The organism is Shewanella sp. AC91-MNA-CIBAN-0169 (assembly GCF_040310165.1).
GTDB lineage: Bacteria > Pseudomonadota > Gammaproteobacteria > Enterobacterales > Shewanellaceae > Shewanella.
Genome location: NZ_JBEOPM010000031.1, coordinates 35,033 through 53,239 on the forward strand (window position 1 = coordinate 35,033; position 18,207 = coordinate 53,239).

At 36.1% G+C, this 18,207-nt stretch carries 17 protein-coding genes; all 17 read left to right on the plus strand.

Features of this window, described 5'->3' with window-relative positions; genetic code table 11:
* Positions 1-50: 50 nt before the first annotated feature.
* The 17 genes from AAEY98_RS19775 (at position 51) to galU (ending at position 17,668) form a co-directional block, all read left to right on the plus strand.
* Positions 51-1,007 carry a Wzz/FepE/Etk N-terminal domain-containing protein gene (locus tag AAEY98_RS19775; RefSeq protein WP_351019023.1) on the plus strand — a complete coding sequence of 319 codons (957 nt, stop codon included), beginning with the start codon at positions 51-53 and terminating at the stop codon, positions 1,005-1,007.
* A gap of 258 nt (positions 1,008-1,265) precedes the next feature.
* Entirely contained in the window at positions 1,266-2,351 is a 1,086-nt protein-coding gene (gene rfbB, locus AAEY98_RS19780; protein ID WP_351019026.1) for a dTDP-glucose 4,6-dehydratase, read from the plus strand.
* Positions 2,352-2,393: 42 nt separating this feature from the next.
* On the plus strand, positions 2,394-3,257 hold the full coding sequence (rfbA, locus tag AAEY98_RS19785) for a glucose-1-phosphate thymidylyltransferase RfbA (RefSeq protein ID WP_351019029.1): 864 nt from the start codon (positions 2,394-2,396) through the stop codon (positions 3,255-3,257).
* Positions 3,258-3,275: 18 nt separating this feature from the next.
* Positions 3,276-3,836, plus strand: a complete 561-nt coding sequence (rfbC, locus tag AAEY98_RS19790) for a dTDP-4-dehydrorhamnose 3,5-epimerase (RefSeq protein WP_351019032.1) — start codon at positions 3,276-3,278, stop codon at positions 3,834-3,836.
* Positions 3,833-4,645 carry an NAD-dependent epimerase/dehydratase family protein gene (locus tag AAEY98_RS19795; RefSeq protein ID WP_351019035.1) on the plus strand — a complete coding sequence of 271 codons (813 nt, stop codon included), beginning with the start codon at positions 3,833-3,835 and terminating at the stop codon, positions 4,643-4,645. The genes rfbC and AAEY98_RS19795 overlap by 4 nt, the downstream gene beginning before the upstream one ends.
* Entirely contained in the window at positions 4,646-5,605 is a 960-nt protein-coding gene (locus AAEY98_RS19800) for a WaaS/CpsH family glycosyltransferase (RefSeq protein ID WP_351019038.1), read from the plus strand.
* A gap of 257 nt (positions 5,606-5,862) precedes the next feature.
* On the plus strand, positions 5,863-6,831 hold the full coding sequence (locus AAEY98_RS19805) for a hypothetical protein (RefSeq protein ID WP_351019041.1): 969 nt from the start codon (positions 5,863-5,865) through the stop codon (positions 6,829-6,831).
* Positions 6,806-7,399, plus strand: coding sequence for an acyltransferase (locus AAEY98_RS19810; protein WP_351019044.1), 594 nt, complete (start codon positions 6,806-6,808; stop codon positions 7,397-7,399). Before AAEY98_RS19805 ends, AAEY98_RS19810 begins: the two co-directional genes overlap by 26 nt.
* Positions 7,392-8,696: a hypothetical protein gene (locus AAEY98_RS19815; protein WP_351019047.1), complete on the plus strand. Its 1,305-nt coding sequence runs from the start codon at positions 7,392-7,394 to the stop codon at positions 8,694-8,696. Before AAEY98_RS19810 ends, AAEY98_RS19815 begins: the two co-directional genes overlap by 8 nt.
* Complete coding sequence (locus AAEY98_RS19820; RefSeq protein WP_351019050.1) at positions 8,680-9,798, plus strand: glycosyltransferase; 1,119 nt, start codon at positions 8,680-8,682, stop codon at positions 9,796-9,798. The genes AAEY98_RS19815 and AAEY98_RS19820 overlap by 17 nt, the downstream gene beginning before the upstream one ends.
* Entirely contained in the window at positions 9,795-10,829 is a 1,035-nt protein-coding gene (locus AAEY98_RS19825; RefSeq protein WP_351019053.1) for an acyltransferase family protein, read from the plus strand. The genes AAEY98_RS19820 and AAEY98_RS19825 overlap by 4 nt, the downstream gene beginning before the upstream one ends.
* Complete coding sequence (locus tag AAEY98_RS19830; protein ID WP_351019056.1) at positions 10,829-11,674, plus strand: ATP-grasp fold amidoligase family protein; 846 nt, start codon at positions 10,829-10,831, stop codon at positions 11,672-11,674. The genes AAEY98_RS19825 and AAEY98_RS19830 overlap by 1 nt, the downstream gene beginning before the upstream one ends.
* Before the next feature lie 23 nt (positions 11,675-11,697).
* Entirely contained in the window at positions 11,698-12,621 is a 924-nt protein-coding gene (locus AAEY98_RS19835; RefSeq protein ID WP_351019059.1) for an NAD-dependent epimerase/dehydratase family protein, read from the plus strand.
* Positions 12,622-12,676: 55 nt separating this feature from the next.
* Positions 12,677-13,231, plus strand: coding sequence for a sugar transferase (locus AAEY98_RS19840; protein WP_351019074.1), 555 nt, complete (start codon positions 12,677-12,679; stop codon positions 13,229-13,231).
* A 24-nt stretch (positions 13,232-13,255) separates the two neighbouring features.
* Positions 13,256-14,422, plus strand: coding sequence for a nucleotide sugar dehydrogenase (locus AAEY98_RS19845; RefSeq protein ID WP_351019062.1), 1,167 nt, complete (start codon positions 13,256-13,258; stop codon positions 14,420-14,422).
* Between the two features lie 323 nt (positions 14,423-14,745).
* A complete protein-coding gene (locus tag AAEY98_RS19850; protein ID WP_351019065.1) occupies positions 14,746-16,680 on the plus strand; it encodes a polysaccharide biosynthesis protein in 1,935 nt (644 codons plus the stop codon).
* A gap of 100 nt (positions 16,681-16,780) precedes the next feature.
* Positions 16,781-17,668, plus strand: coding sequence for a UTP--glucose-1-phosphate uridylyltransferase GalU (gene galU, locus AAEY98_RS19855; RefSeq protein ID WP_351019068.1), 888 nt, complete (start codon positions 16,781-16,783; stop codon positions 17,666-17,668).
* The last annotated feature ends 539 nt before the right edge of the window (positions 17,669-18,207 follow it).

Here is an 18,207-nt window from a genome sequence, read left to right on the forward strand (position 1 = left end):
TAGAACCTAGAACCTAGAACCTAGAACCCAAACAAAGAGATAAGTTTTAAATGTCCAATGAATTAAACAAATACCAACAAGACTCTGAATTTTCCAATCATTCAGACGAAATCGACTTACGCGAGCTTTTTGCAGTTATTTGGCAAGGAAAATGGTTAATTATTGCCATCACTGCAGTGTTTACTATCGGTGCTGTTATTTTTGCCATCAACCAGCCGAATATCTACAAATCAGAAGCGCTGTTAGCTCCTGCTGATTCAGAGCAAGGAGGCGGCGGTTTAGCGGCGCTTGCCGGACAGTTTGGTGGCCTGGCAAGCATGGCTGGCATCAACCTAGGCGGTGGTGGTGTCGATAAAACCCAAATGGCAATGGAGGTGATGAAATCACGTCAATTTACCAGTGATTTTATCCAAAAGCACAATGTGTTGCCTGACTTAATGGCGGCCAAAAAATGGAATATGGCCGACAATACCATTAGATACGATGACGAATTATATAACGAAGCTGACAAAAAGTGGCTTCGGATAGTCGATGCACCGTTTAAACCTAAACCGTCAATGCAAGAAGCGTATAAAGTCTTCAGTAAAATCATTGCCGTTAACGCTGCAAAAGACACTGGTATGGTCACCGTTTCAGTAGAACATCTTTCACCGGCAGTAGCTCATCAATGGGTTAATTGGCTAGTTGCTGACATCAATAACGAAATGAAGCAACGTGATGTGACTGAAGCTAAAAGAAGTACTGCCTTTTTACGAATTCAAATCCAACAAACTAATGTTGCAGACATACGTTCAATTTTATACAAACTCATCGAAGAGCAAGCCAAAACCATTATGTTCGCCGAAGTGCGCGATGAGTACGTATTTAAAACAATTGATCCAGCGTTAATACCAGAAGAGAAATCAAAGCCTAAACGAGCATTAATCTGTGTGTTAGGCACAATGCTGGGTGGCATGTTGGGTGTCATATTGGTATTAATTAGGTATTTTGTTAGAAAAGAAAGTTAACTTTGTCGTCATTCCTGCAAAGCTTTTAAGCCGGAATCTAACGGTTTATATATTATTTAGAGCCTATTAGGACTGTTCTCAAGAAAACAGCAATACCTAGGCTCTATGCAGGTTAGTGAAGGTTGGCCTGTCTCTAAATGGATTAAAAGTGTCTCAGTGTGGTTTGAAGTGCTTAGATCCAAAGTTGTAAATATTCAATTTACCTCGCCTGAAATAAATCTCTATTTAGGCTATTAAAGAACATTCGGAAACATAAAAATGAAAATTCTTGTCACAGGCGGCGCCGGTTTTATCGGCTCTGCAGTAGTGCGTTATATCATCAATAATACCCAAGACAGCGTAGTCAATGTTGATAAATTAACTTATGCAGGCAATCTTGAATCACTTGTAAGTGTAGAAAATGATGAGCGATATGTTTACGAACAAGTGGATATTTGTGATCGTGCTGAATTGGACCGCGTGTTTAAGCAACACAATCCAGATGCAGTGATGCACCTTGCGGCTGAATCACACGTTGACCGTTCAATCACCGGACCATCAGATTTCATTCAAACTAACATAGTCGGTACCTACACTCTTCTTGAAGCAACGAGAGAGTATTGGAATACGTTATCAGCCGATTCCAAGAAAGCATTTCGTTTTCATCACATCTCTACCGATGAAGTGTACGGTGATTTACCTCATCCTGATGAACAAGATGGCCAGAGCTCAAATGAAGCGCTACCATTATTTACAGAAACCACCTCGTATTCACCAAGCAGTCCTTATTCAGCATCTAAAGCTGCAAGTGACCACTTAGTGAGATCATGGTTACGCACATATGGTTTACCCACCATTGTGACTAACTGTTCTAACAACTACGGTCCGTATCATTTTCCTGAGAAGCTAATTCCATTAGTGATCCTCAATGCATTAGAAGGGAAGCCACTTCCTATCTACGGTAAAGGTGATCAAATTCGTGATTGGCTCTATGTTGAAGATCATGCTTGTGCACTTTATAAAGTAGTGACAACAGGTAAAGTCGGTGAAACTTACAATATCGGTGGTCACAACGAAAAACAAAATATCGAAGTGGTAACTACCATTTGCAATATTTTAGACACACTAGTGCCTAAAGACACACAATATGCTGAACAAATCACTTATGTCACAGACCGACCAGGTCATGACCGTCGTTATGCGATTGACTCGAGTAAGATGAGTCATGAGCTTAACTGGCAACCAGAAGAAACATTTGAAACGGGTTTACGTAAAACCATCGAATGGTATTTGACTAACCAAATATGGTGTCAACATGTACAAGATGGTAGCTATCAACGTGAGCGTTTAGGCATTAATGCTTGATAGTATTTTTTGATATTTGTCATGTATAACGTTTGAGGATTTATGAAAGGAATTATTTTAGCCGGCGGTTCAGGTACAAGACTACATCCAATAACAAAAGGCGTATCAAAGCAATTACTGCCTATTTATGACAAACCGATGATTTACTATCCATTATCGGTATTAATGCTCGCGGGTATTCGCGAAATTCTCATCATTACTACACCAGAAGAACAAGATGGATTCATTCGTTTATTAGGTGATGGTAGTCAGTTTGGAATTAACCTTACTTATGAAGTCCAACCATCACCCGATGGCCTTGCTCAAGCCTTTATCATAGGTGAATCATTCATTGGCTCTGACGATGTGTGTTTAGCATTGGGCGATAATATTTTCTTTGGTCAAGCGTTTGGTAAGCAACTAAAGAATGCAGTAGAGAACTTATCTGGAGCGACAGTATTCGGTTACCAAGTAATGGATCCAGAACGTTTTGGTGTTGTCGAATTTGATGATAAATTTAAAGCGTTATCAATAGAAGAAAAACCTATAACACCAAAATCAAACTGGGCAGTAACAGGACTCTATTTTTACAATAATTCTGTTGTCAATATTGCCAAAAATGTTAAACCATCTGTACGTAATGAACTTGAAATTACCTGTGTTAACCAAGCTTATTTAAATCAAGGAAACTTAAACGTTGAACAATTAGGACGTGGCTTTGCATGGCTTGACACTGGGACTCATGATTCATTGTTAGAAGCGTCACAATTTGTTCAAACGGTTGAAAAAAGACAAGGTTTCAAAATTGCTTGTTTAGAAGAAATAGCCTTATTACAGGGCTGGTTAACTAAACAGCAAGTGCGCGATATAGCACAAACATTGTCAAAAACTGGTTATGGTCAATATTTATTGAACATTACAAAATAATTAAAAAATGAAATTAATATGAATATTATCAAAACAAAAATTAAAGACTTGTTAATTATTGAACCAAAAGTATTTGGTGATGAAAGAGGTTTCTTCTATGAAACATTTCAAGCTGAACGCTACAAAACGGCTGGAATAGATTCAGACTTTGTCCAAGACAACCGTTCACGATCAACTAGAGGTGTTCTAAGAGGATTACATTTTCAAAAAACGAAACCTCAGGGTAAATTAGTCACGGTAACAGATGGCGAAGTTTTTGATGTTGCAGTTGATTTGCGAAAAGACTCAGAGACTTTTGGTCAATATGAGTCTGTTCTTTTAACAGGTAAAAATAAGCTACAGTTTTATGTGCCTCCAGGGTTTGCACATGGCTTTTGTGTGCTCAGTGAATCAGCGGATTTTCAATATAAGTGCACGGATTATTATGACCCATCAGATGAAAGTGGCATATTGTGGAATGATGCTGATTTACAAATTCCATGGCCTTTAAGTGCGCCTTTATTATCTGATAAGGATATGGCTTTACCTACACTCACCGAAATTAAAGATAAGATTATTAATGGGTGGGACAACAAATGACGCTTTATACAGTATTTGGCGGGAAGGGATTTATAGGTACCGAGGTAGTACGACAACTCCGTGTTAGTGGTGTTGAAGTATCTGTACCAGAAAAAGAAGACAAGGGAATATTTGAACGAAATTTAGGGACTGTAATCTACTGCGTCGGTCATGGAAATTGTAAAAAAAATCCGTTTAAAGTTTTAAATGCAAATGTTTTCTTGTTAAACAGTTTGTTGGAAAAAGCTAATTTTGAAAAGTTAATTTATATTTCATCTACTCGTGTATATATGAATCAGACATGTTCAGCAGAGAGCTCTGATTTAATCATATCCGCTAATGACGAACGTAGGCTATTTAATTTGACTAAATTGACCGCAGAAGAGATGTGCTTAAAGAGTGGCCTTAACACATGTATTGTTAGGCCTTCAAATGTTTATGGTGTCGCTTTAAATAGTCCTTTATTCTTACCGGCTATTACTCGTGATGCTATTAATCATGGAGTGGTTAATATGTATGTTACTCCATCGTATAAGAAGGATTATGTTTCTGTATTAGACGTTGCGGAAATGATCGTTAAAATCAGTAAGAAACAGAAGCTTAACGGTGAAATTTATAACATTGCAAGCGGAGTAAATGTTTCTGCAGAACAAATCGCAAATGTTTTGCAGGTTGAAACAGGTTGTAAAGTTAGTTGGCACTCTTGTGATAATAATGAGCATTTTCCAGTTGTGCCAATTAGCAAAATTCGAGATGAGTTTGGCTTTTCTTCACGGAATGTTTTAGACGACCTAAAAAGTATGGTAAATGATTTTAAAAAAGTACTTTAAATGAAAATATTGTTAATTACACCTGAGTTTTTTGGATATGAATGTGCTATCAAACAAGCGCTAATAAAGTCCGAGTGTGAGGTTGATTGGTATCCACATATAGACGCACCCAATAATTTGTATAAAGTATTTTATCGATTTTTCAGCTTTATTATGAAAGCACATTATTATAGATACTTATTGTCTCGGATAAGTTATGACTCTGATTATGACAAGATAGTAGTTATTAAAGGTGAGGGCGTAGGGCAAAAATTACTAATGAAATTGAAGTCATTATTCCCTAAAGCAGAGTTGATTTTCTATAATTGGGATTCTTTTAAAAACAATAGCCTGCTTCCAGCTGAGTTTCATCTTTATGACAAAGTGAAGTCGTTCGATGGTGACGATTGCAAAGAAAACAATAAAGTCGAACATTTGGCACTGTTTTATTCTAATGAGTTTAAGCTAGATAAGGCAGTTAATGTTGATTTTGTATTCTATTTTGCGGGAACCTTGCACAGCAACCGCTATAAAGATGTAAAAGATGTAGTGTCTTTGGTTGAGGGAACGGGTAAAAGTTACATTTATTTTTATTGCCAAAGTCGACCTATTTTTTATTTGAAAAAATTGTTTGGTAAACTTCCCAAAGAATTATCTATTACAGAAGTTGGATTTGATAAAAAGAGTAAGGAAGAACTTAGAGTATTATTGTTGAAATCTAATTGCGTTATCGATTTTTCTCATTATCTTCAAGTTGGTCTAACAATGCGTACTATTGAAGCATTAGGAATGAAGAAAAAAATAGTGACTAATAATTCATCTGTCATTAATTATGACTTTTATAACGAGAATAATATTTATGTTTTGGGAGAAAGTTCGTTTACTTTAGATGAATTTCTTTTAAAGCCTTATATTGATTTGCCTGATGCTATTTATAAAAAGTATGATATTGATAATTGGGTTGTTAGGCTAATAAACTAGTCTGTTAACAATATTTCCTGATTGATTTTTAGGCGGTTCTGAGTGGTTTTATGCTAAAGTTGTTAAAAGTTTTGTTTTCATCAGTTATCCCTAAAGTATTTATCTTTATGTTAAACTTAATTCTAGTAAGAAGTTTAAATATATATGATTATGGTACTTACGCATACGTAAAATCATTTTTTAATTTTTTTGAAACCATTGTCTCGTCGTCTCTAGTCCCACATAGTGTATCATCACTTGCAAACGAAACTTTAAGAGTGGAACAGGTTACCGCTATTTACTTTTTGTTTGCCATAGTTTCATCTGTTTTATCTGCTGTTGTCATCATTGTTGATGGAACGATTGATAATTTTTATATACCAATAATCCTATGCATAGGTGTTTTTGGATCTATTGCAAATTCATATTTGTATGTTTGCATTGTTACGAAAGATAAAACTAATGTTTTATTCATCTCTAGCTTTTTGACTATGGGTGTTCTTGGTTCTTTTCTATATTTTCTAACGATAGATTCTACAGTACTTGCCCTTTTATTTGCGATTTCATTCAATGCTTTGGATTTTTTATTTAAATGGATTTTTCTAAGGCGCTACAAGTTTAAAGTTAGCTTTGACTTTTCAAATTTACAACTCTCAAAACCGATGTTGTTAATTTGTGGGTTAACGATAAATGGTATTTTATTCCTAGTACAAAGAATGGCGTTGGCGAGAGTCGAAAATGGTATGGAACAAATGGCTTACTTAGAAATAGTGATGCAAGCATTTAGCTTGATTGCTGTTTTTTTGTCTTCTCAAAGTAACTATCTTATGGGGCGGAAAAGCATCAAGTTTTTGAAACGAGAGTTTACTGCCAGTAAGTTGATGTTGCTTTTAACACTATCATCCTCCACGTTATATGCATTAATTGTTTTATTTGGCAGGAATGCATTTTCTTGGGTATTTGATATCGAACTAACTCAGGCTCTTTGTACTGCTGCAGCACTGATGATTTTTTGTTATAGCATTGCATTTTACTCGGTGAGAATTGCAATTAGTAAAAACATGCAGAAAGTAACGTTAAATAGCACCATTCTCTCATCTGGGGCAGCATTTATTCCGTATCTTTTTTTAGATTTTAGTGCTTTAAGTATCGTGTATTCATACAGTATATTTTACTTTTCTTTGTGCGTATTTAATGGTTTATTTATGTTTAGAGGCGATTATGAAGTTAAAAAAGATGTTGCATAGGTTGTATTCAGATAGCGGTTTTTTTCTTTTTATGGTTAGATTACCTTCGAAAATTATTAAATTCATATTAGATAGGTTTACCACACAGTTTTACAGGCACTCACTTAGAGAAGTCGGTCGCAGTTTTTTCATAGAATGGGGTGCTGTAATTGAATCGCCAAAGAGGGTTTCGGTCGGCGATGCAGTACATATAGGAAAGGGTACAAGAATTTTGTCTGAAAGCAATTTTGGCTCTTTAAGATTAGGTAATAACGTTGAGATAGGTAGAGAGTGTCGTATAGATATCACTGGGAATGTTATTATTAAAGATAATGTGTTAATGAGTCGAGGTTGCCAGATATTATCTCATAGCCATGGATATTATCCTCGCTCTATTCCTGAACCAAAAGACCTACTGATTGAGGATTCTGTATGGCTTGGCTCTGATGTGTGTATTATGGATAGTTGTGATTTTATAGCAAGATCCTCTATTTTAGCTACTAGAGCTCTAGTCACTAAATCTATATTAGAGGAGAATAGTATTGCTGCAGGTGTACCTGCTTCAATAATTGGGAAAAGTAATGTTTAACATTGCTTTACTAATATACGTATTGATAATAGCCGTTCTCCTTTTTTGGGTTAAAAATCGTTATCCTCTGCTTTCCATTTTTCCTTTAACTTTATGTTATATGCTCTGTGAAGTACCATTTTTATTTATCTCTTATTATAACCCGGAAATATTGTATCAATCTGCGCTAGCCTGGGTTGATGACCTAGAAAATACCTATGTATTGCATATATTTGTAAGGGTAATATTTTTAATGTGCTTTACCATAGTTTGTTTGGTTTATAAACCTAAAGCAACTCACAATATCCCTCTCATTAAAGTAAGATTCTCATATTTGATTTTATTACTATTGATTGTATTTGTTAGCTACGTAGCTTTTTTGTCTCAAGTAGGTGGCCTTACATTACTTTTAGGTAGTATGGCAGGGAAAACAGAATTAATTAGAGGCTCTGGAATTACAAGGTTGTTTTTCGTATACAGCAGCCTTGTTTTGGCTTCTGTATCTGTTTGTTATTATGCTAATTCTAACAGGTCGATAGGGAAAAAAGCGTTTTTATTCTTTTTGTTGATTTTGATGTTTTTAATGTTAGCGTCATATGGTGAACGTAAAAATTCAGTTGTTTTTCTTATTATTTTTGCGCTCAGCTGGAACTTATGGGTAAAACAAATTTCTTTAATTAGTTTTAAGTTTATTTTAGGCATTTCTATATTAATATTTTTCTCAGCTTTAGCCCCTCCTTTAAGGGAGGCTGGAGCCGCTATAAAGTATGCCTTAGAACCTACACAATTATTTTATGATGCAATTCCACACCTGGGTGAGCTTTTTCGACGCTTTAGTGATATAGATCTGTCTATTTTTATCTTTAACTATTTTGATGATGGAGAACGATACTTTTACCTCTCTACATTGCCTAATCTCTTTTATGGGATAATACCATCTTTTTTATATCCCAATAAACCACCAGTAGATGAAGCTGTGTTTATTTATAATTTGGCGAAGGGAATAAACCCAGGTGTTGATGCTCCATTTTATCAATTTATTCCGGTCGGTTGGCCTGTTAGTCGATATACTTCTGGATGGGTACAGTTTGGCATTGGAGGTGTTTTTATTTACTCAATTTTAACTAGTATCTTCTTGGTTTTTTTAAATAACATAACAATGAAAAATAACTCTCCATTTGTTTATCCTTTGTATGTATTAGCTGCTGTGACTGGGTTTGGCATATCTAATGCCTATATATTCAACTTTATGATAGCTGTTGTTGTAATTTTTATTTTGTATTTTCTATATAGAGGCATGAATGCAATATCTCGTTAATTTTTCCAATCAAGTGGCGGCGGGACCAAGAATGATCGCCAAGAACTTTATTCTAGAGTCTCTTAATTCTGATGATGATTATATTTTCATAATTCCTGGTATAACCTTTTATGACGATTTGCCTCAACGTACAGGCGTTGATTATATACGAGTTGCTAGTTATGCTGGTTCGTGGAAAAGTTTGTTGCTCGTGTTTTATGTTAATATTTTTCTAGTCCGAAAACTCTGCAATAAGTATATGGTTGACAGGCTGTTGTCATTCGGTAATTTCAGTTTTGGTTTTAAAGGCCTACCAGCTATTGTTTTGCTACACCACCCCTATATTGTCGATGATGTTCTTTACGGTAATCTAAAAGGATTCCCTAAATTTGTTGAGTTTTTGAAGCGTCAAATTTTTACAAAAACGGTTCGAAGTTGTAAAACTATTATTGTACAGACAGAAAATATGCTAAGTTTATATTTGGATAAATATGGGGATCTTAATTCAAATGTAGTCGTTATACCTAACCCGATTGCTAATCATTTTAAGGGGGTTGATACTCCCGATAGGAAATTAGATAAAGATTGTATTACGCTTTTCTATCCAAGTCGGTTTTATCCTCATAAGAATCATGAGCAAGCTTTAAGTTTGGCTTTAAAAGCTACGCAAAGAAACTTACCTTTGAAGGTTTTGGTAACTATAAACCCTCTAATACCAGGAGCATCAGAGTTTTTAGTAAGAGGGGCAAATGTAAATAATTTCGTTAATTTAGGTGAGTTGTCCCAAGAAGATTTAATTCCTTTTTATAAGGGGGCTACGTATATGTTTTTCCCATCCTTGAGTGAAACCTATGGTAATCCTTTAGCAGAGGCTATGATTGCAGATCTGCCAGTTATAGCTCCTAACATGGGCTATTCTCGTAGTGTAGTTAAAAGTGCTGGTTGGTACTTTGAAGTGCTGAGTTCTACTGATGAAATTTCGGAAGTTATTTTGGATTATATAGTTTCTAGTTCAGAGCTGGATTATAAAAGGCTCGTTGATAATACGTCAGAATCTAAACAGTCCCTATTTTTTCCTTTTGAATGGCAAAATAAAATCAGAAAGCTGTATGATACAATATGAAATATAATAATAAAAAAAATAGCTTAAATGAGTTACGTTTTTATCTCGCGTTTGTAGTTGTTACTATTCATATGGCTTTTTTGACCAACACCGATCTGACAAAAAATATATTGGCGTTTACTTATCCTCTTGCATCTAGAGCTGTAGATTTATTTTTCGTTTTAAGCGGTTTTCTCATATACATGAGTTGGGATCGTAAGCCATCCCCTAAAGATTATACTTACAAAAGGTTTTTCAGACTTTACCCATTATATGGATTAGTTGTTGTATCTATTCCATTGATATTTTGGGCCGTTTTTGACGGTCAAGTTGATATTGAAGAGATAGTCTGTTATTTGTTGGCTAATTTGACGTTTATGAATTTTTTGTACCCAACAATTCCAGGGTTATTTGAAGGTAATAATCATCAGATTATCAATGGTGCACTTTGGTCATTGAAAGTCGAAGTGATGTTTTATATAGCGCTCCCATTTATATATTGGTTTATAGAGCGTGCTAAAAAACCTGTTTATATAGTTTTTGGATTATTACTATCGAGTATCCTCTTTAATTTTTTGCTTTATGGATTAGAAGGTTTTTTATCAATTAATCTTGGTCCTTTATATAATCAATTACCATCTAAGCTGTATTTATTTGTTTTAGGGATAGCTCTCTATAAATATTTTGATTTTTTTAGTTGTCACTTTAAACATAATACCGGACTGGTTTCTATATTACTTTTGTGTTGTGTTGTTTTGTTTTTCTTTGAACTATCATTTTTGTTCTCTATTGCTGTTAGTATATTAGTGTTATCTTTAAGTTTTTTAAATAGAAAGTTTGCTTTCTTTTCATCAAAAGCAGATTACTCATATTCTATATATATTACGCATTTCCCTATAATTCAAGTTATGCTCGGGTTAGGGGTAAGTTTTAGTACCTTAGTTGATTTGGTTATGTATTTGATTGTCCAATCGATAGTTTCTATTTTTTGCTGGAAGGCTATCGAATTTAATTTTTTACGTATCAGTCATAGTTTATCGAGGAGTTTTTGATGCAGGTTAGTTTTTTTAAAAAGGTTTTTTTAAGTCTTCCGCTTAAAGTAAGAGTTAGTATTTATTTTTTCTACCGTCATAGATATTTATTATCAATTTCTAAACCAACAACTTTCAGCGAAAAGGTTAACTGTCGTAAATTTAACTATCTGCCAGTTTACTCTATTTTGGCAGATAAATATGAAGTTAGAACATATGTCGCTGAAAAAATTGGTGAACAATATCTTATTCCTTTAGTTTATTCTTGTGACTCTAAAGACTTTAAGTCTTTCCCTATTTTAGACGGTAATTTGGTAGCAAAAACAAACCATGGAAGCGGCCCTAAACACATTGAGTTCTTACCGTCTGGAAAAACCAATGTTGAATTGTTTCAAAAGTTCGATGCTGCACTTAGTAGCGAATTCGATGGTGTTTTATTTGGAGAAGGGCATTATTCATCAATACCTAAAAAAATTATTGTAGAAAAACGCCTTGGCGAAGGTTCTGTTCCAGAAGATTTTAAGTTTCATATCTTTGAGAATAATGATGATCCTATCTGGTTTTTACAGGTTGATGCAGGTCGCTTTGTGGATCATATAAGAAATTTCTATGATTCTAATATGGAACTGATCAATCTTCAATTATTACACCCAAATGGAGAGTACAACTTACCTTCTTCTGACTCTATTAGAGATATGGCAAGTTTGGGAGTTAAATTGTGCGCGGGTTTAAAGTACGCGCGAGTGGATTTTTATTTAGTTGATTCCAAAATATATTTTGGTGAAATAACATTAACTCCTGGAAGTGGTTTTGAAAAGTTTAGCGATCTCTCTATGGATGAACAGTGGGGAAAATTTTGGTGTTAGATTTTTTAGAGGAATTCATGTAAATGGACTTAACTAAGTTGTTGATTACAGGAGCTTCAGGCTTTATAGGTAGTAATCTTAGCCTAGAACTTAATTGTGAGAGTACCGTTCTTTTTTCAAAAAGGAAATCTAGAAATAAATGTCATAAAGAGCACATACTTGAAGACATTTCTCAATTTTCTAGTCAATTATCCAATATTAATAGTTTTCATACTGTAATTCATTTAGCCGCTTCTGCACATAATAAGTCTGATTCAATAGATGAGCATCTAAGAGTTAACTATACTGAAGCACTTAATTTTGCAGAGAAAGCAGCGGAGCAAGGCTGTAATAAATTTGTCTATTTAAGTACTGTTAACGTTTATGGCTTTGGCGCTGTTGCTAGACCTTTCAAGGAGGATTGTATCGGCAGAGGTGTAGATGATATTTCTGATATTCGCTTAAAATTTGAATGTTCGCTCCTAGAATTAGGTCGAAAGGTCGATATGCAAGTCATCATTCTGAGGTGCCCTTTAGTTTATAGTTTGTCAGCGCCAGCCAATTTCGGGAAGTTTGTCAAGTTGACGTCTACCTCTCGTGTCTTACCATTTGGAAGTTTTAATGCAAAGAGAAGTTATCTAAGTTTAAATAATCTGTTAAGCGCCATTCAGGCTGTTCTGAGCTGTAAAAATAATAACAGCGGCGTTTATAACCTTTCTGATGATCATGACGTTAGCATCAAAGAGATGAGTAACTTGATTGCTAATTACCATAACATTAAACCTGTCCAGGTATACTTACCTCATTTTTGTATAAAATTATTTGATCTTGTATTAGGGGGCAGTAAGCTGTCTAGGTTATTCTTAACGCCTTTTCAGGTCGATTGCCAAAAGTTTAGGAAGGAGTTCGATTGGCAGCCTGTTCAAACTCCATTTGAACATTTTACTCCTTTTGAAAAGTCTAAGTAAGCCATACTATTAGTTGGTTTTATGTATTTAAACTGGTTCACAGATGAGCACCATTATGATTAGATTTGTTGATTTTCTTGTTTCTTTTTTTGGATTATTCTTTCTATTTCCAATATTTGCTCTAGTTTTTTTAATTGGGCTTTTTGATACAGGCTCACCTATATTTGTACAAGCTAGAGTCGGGCGGAACAAAAAAGCATTTAACCTTATAAAATTTCGAACGATGTCGGTAGAAACAAAATCCGTTGCAAGTCACCTTGCTAGCAATGCTTCTATTACTAAGCTTGGTAATTTTTTGCGAAAAACGAAAATTGATGAGCTTCCGCAACTTATTAATGTTCTTAAAGGGGAAATGAGTCTTGTAGGTCCACGTCCAAATTTGTTTAATCAAGTAGAGTTAATTAAAGAGCGTGACGCATTAGGTGTTTATGACGTCTTACCGGGGGTTACGGGCTTGGCTCAAGTCCAAAATATTGATATGTCAACTCCTACTTTACTTGCCAAAATAGACAAGCAGATGATCGATAGTTTAACTATCAAAGATTACTTTAAATATATCATTATGACAGCTACGGGTAGTGGGTCAGGTGATGCTTTAAAGCCTAAATAGTTTTTAGTTTGAAGAGAAGTAATAATGAAAATTGCAGTTGCTGGTACAGGTTACGTAGGTTTATCAAACTCGATGCTTCTAGCTCAAAAGCATGAGGTTGTTGCCGTTGATATAATAGCGGAAAAAGTAGAGATGCTTAATTGTAATATATCACCAATTGTTGATATAGAGATTGAGGACTTTTTGGCCAATAAGTCGCTTAATTTCAGGGCTACGCTAGATAAAAAATCAGCATATACGAATGCTCAATATGTAATTATCGCAACACCAACAGATTATAACGTTGAAACAAATAAATTTGATACTTCATCAGTAGAAGCGGTGATTAGAGATGTTATGATTATTAACCCTACTGCGATGATGGTTATTAAATCCACTGTACCAGTTGGTTATACTGCTCGTATTAAGGAAGAGCTAGGGTGTGATAACATAGTTTTTTCACCGGAGTTTTTACGCGAAGGTCGTGCCTTATACGATAATTTACACCCCTCACGTATTATCGTCGGTGAACGTTCTGAACGAGCACAAGTTTTCGCTAACCTTTTGGTTGAAGGTGCAATAAAAAATAATATAGAAGTATTGTTTACTGATTCAACCGAAGCTGAAGCTATTAAATTATTTTCAAATACCTACTTAGCACTTCGTGTTGCTTATTTTAACGAGTTAGATACCTATGCAGAATCTCATGGCTTGAATTCGCGTCAAATCATTGAGGGCGTCGGTCTAGATCCACGCATAGGCAATCATTATAACAACCCTTCCTTCGGCTATGGCGGTTATTGCTTACCAAAAGATACCAAGCAATTACGTGCTAATTTTACTGATGTGCCAAATAATATTATCGGTGCAATTGTTGATGCGAATACTACGCGTAAAGATTTTATAGCTGATTCGATTTTAAAGCGTAATCCAGAACGTGTAGGCATCTATCGGTTAATCATGAAGTCGGGTTCGGATAATTTTCGAGCATCCAGCATTCAAGGGATTATGAAGCGTATTAAAGCTAAAGGAATTGAAGTCGTGGTATATGAGCCCGCCTTAAAAGATGACGAATTCTTTCACTCTAAAGTGATTAAATCACTTGAAGAGTTTAAAGCTAGTTGTGATGTGATCGTGTCTAACCGTATGGTTGATGAAATTCGTGATGTTGCGGACAAAGTGTATACCCGTGATTTATTCGGTTCTGATTAAGGTTAGTCGTTATGCTGGTCGAATAGTGCTATCTATTGTGCACACTCGATAATCTCTTGATTTTACGTCTACGATGATAATTTTTTTCGTCTCAATGTATCTTGTTTACAAGGTAAATTGTCTCAGGTTTCTTGCTTTGTCATTATCAAGCCTATATCAGCCAATGTCTTATTGAATATTGTGCTGATATTGTCTTTTCTCTATCACATAACTTTTATCAATAAAGTACACTCGTGTTAAACTCGATGTTTTGACTGGTTAGACTACCTTTTTAATGTAGATAAGATTTTATTATTATGAATGTTATTAATTTGGAGCGCGAAATGGATTTTTTGCAACGTATTTTCTCTTTACCTCGTCCTCAGAAACGCATGGTAAGCCTATTTGTTGATTCATTCTTTTTAGTTTGTGCTTTTTGGGCTGCATTATTAGTCCGACTCGATGATATCAGCGTGTTGAGCAATGCTACCTTTTGGCTGGTCATTTCAATCGTTTTGCCCATAAGTTTAGTATTATTTGCTAAATTAGGCCTTTACCGCGCAGTGCTGCGTTACATGGGCTTACAAGCTCTAGTTGCCATTGTGATTGGGGTGATGGTTTCAACCATTACATTAGTGTTGGTCTCTTTTTATGCTGAAGCTAATATCCCTCGCACGGTTCCGTTAATCTACGCAGCATTTTCATTAGTTTTTATTGGTGGTTCACGAACGATAGTTCGCTCTATTGTCGGTTCTGGTATGAAACGTACTGGTGAGCCTGTGATCATTTATGGTGCTGGTGTGAGTGGCCGCCAATTATTAACGTCGTTGGTTCAAAGCCATGAGTATCATCCTTTTGCTTTCGTTGATGACGATGTGTGCTTACATGGTACGGTTATTCAAGGGGTTCATGTTCATTCTCCTTCCATTATTCGTAAGTTGATTAAGCAAAAATCAGTCACAAAAGTGCTACTTGCCATGCCAAGCGCCACTCGTGCTAAACGTCAGGCGATATTAACTCGTCTTGAACCTTTAGCCGTTCAGGTACTCACTATTCCTGCAATGTCTGATCTTGTAAACGGTACCAAACTTTATAGTGATATCAAGGAAGTTGAAATTGATGACTTACTTGGTCGTGATGCAGTTAATCCTCGCGAAGATCTTTTGTCTGCCAATATTAAAGACAAAGTGGTTATGGTCACTGGTGCCGGAGGCTCTATAGGTTCGGAGTTATGTCGACAGATTTTAAAGCAGTCACCTAAAAAGTTAGTGCTTTTTGAGTTATCTGAGTTTGCTCTGTATGCCATAGACCGTGAGTTAAATGCAACGGCTAAAGAGCTCGGTCTGAATGTCAGAATTCTGCCTATGATGGGTTCAGTACAGCGTGAAAACCGTGTGCAAGCGGTTATGGAGTCGTTTGGCGTGCAAACAGTTTATCATGCTGCAGCGTATAAGCATGTGCCTCTAGTAGAGCACAATGTCGTTGAAGGTGTTCGAAATAACGTATTTGGTACACTCTATACCGCTAGGGCAGCTATAGCGGCAAAGGTTGAGACATTTGTGTTGGTTTCAACAGACAAAGCAGTACGTCCAACGAATGTAATGGGCACCACTAAGCGTATGGCAGAGCTCGTTTTACAGGCATTGTCACGAGAGAATAATAAAACCCGTTTTTGTATGGTTAGATTTGGTAATGTGCTGGGTTCATCGGGCTCGGTTGTGCCTTTGTTTAGAACTCAAATTGCTAATGGTGGTCCTGTAACTGTTACTCACCCAGAAATTACCCGCTTTTTTATGACGATACCTGAAGCATCTCAGTTAGTGATCCAAGCAGGTGCTATGGGTAAGGGCGGTGATGTATTTGTACTGGATATGGGTAAGTCGGTAAAAATTATTGATTTAGCTAAAAAAATGATTCGCTTAAGTGGTTATGAAGTCCGAAGTGAGAAAAATCCTGAGGGCGATATTGCTATCGAGTTTAGTGGATTACGCCCAGGTGAGAAATTATACGAAGAACTGCTTATTGGCGATGATGTCACAGGTACTGAACATGAACGCATCATGACAGCAAATGAATTGTATTTATCCTGGTCTGAATACGCATTAATTTTAGATCGTTTAGATCAAGCTTGTCATGCGTTTAATCATGAAGCTATTCGTGATATTTTACTTAAAACGCCTACAGGTTTTGCGCCGACGGATGGCATTTGTGATTTAGTTTATCAGCAAAAAGCTAAAAACTCCGATGCTGCTAAGAAAGTCATTAACCTTGTATCTTAGTTTTTTATGAGAACTTCTTAGTCGATTAATTTATTTTACACTAATCATTGGTTGGCCAGAGTTTAACCTTAGATTAGGCTCATTTTTACAAGGATTTTAAATGAAAGTAGTTATTCCTGTTGCAGGTCTTGGTACTCGTATGTTGCCAGCAACCAAAGCCATTCCGAAAGAAATGTTACCGTTAGTGGACAAGCCTCTTATTCAATATATCGTCAATGAGTGTGTGGCTGCAGGGGTTAAAGAGATTGTCTTAGTCACTCATGCCAGTAAAAATGCGATTGAAAACCACTTTGATAAGTCTTATGAGCTTGAATCTACATTAGAGAAACGTGTAAAACGTCAACTACTTGAAGAAGTACAAGCGATTTGTCCTAAAGATGTGACCATCATGCATGTGCGTCAAGGCGAAGCTAAAGGGTTAGGTCATGCGGTACTATGTGCTTACCCTTGTATTGGTAATAACCCTTTTGCGGTCGTGCTACCTGATGTTGTGTTAGATGAATACACTGCCAATCAAAAAACTGAAAACTTGGCAGCAATGATAGCGCGTTATAAAGCGACATTTGCCAGCCAGATTATGGTTGCTCCAGTGCCAGAGTGTGATGTTAATAAATACGGCATTGCCGATTGTAATGGTGTTGATATAATACCTGGTGATTCAGCTAAAATAAAAAGGATGGTTGAAAAGCCTGATGTTGGTGAAGCACCGTCTAATTTAGCGGTTGTTGGCCGTTATGTGTTATCTGAAAAGATCTGGCGTTTACTGGCTAAAACACCAGCGGGTGCAGGTGACGAAATTCAGTTAACTGACGCTATTGATATGTTGATTGAGCAAGATACCGTTGAAGCATTTAACATGACCGGTAAGTCGCACGACTGTGGTGATAAATTGGGTTATATGAATGCTTTTGTTGAATATGGCTTACGTGATGCTAAGTTAGGCGCAGACTTCAAAAAAAGTGTAGAAAAAATTCTACTCGAACAATAACATTTAATTATCATGTGCTTTTAAACCAACTTATATCAAGTTGGTTTTTTGCTTTTTGGAATTGGCTAAAAGCCTAGAGCGCTGTGCTGCTAGGATGCTAGGATGCTAAGCGGATAGAACCTAAAGCTAACATTTAAGGCAACTCTTGAATCCCCAATAAAAGCATTTGGGGATGGCGAAAAGCCTCTGTCATTCCGGTGAGGCTTTTAAAGCCGGAATCCAGGTGTTTGTTTTCCGCTTTAAGGTATCAACAAAGCCAAAATCAAGGGCAACTCTTGGATCCCCAATTAAAAGCGTTTGGGGATGGCGAAAAGCCTCTGTCATTCCGGTGAGGCTTTGAAAGCCGGAATCCAGGTGTTTGCTTTACGCTTTAAGGTATCAACAAAGCCAAAATCTACGGCAACACCTGGATCCCCAATTAAAAGCGTTTGGGGATGGCGAAAAACCTCTGTCATTCCGGTGCAATGCCGATCGTTTAAGGGCACTTGACCGATCTTGCAGATGAAAGATAATCCCTACCAGTATTCTGGTGGGGATTT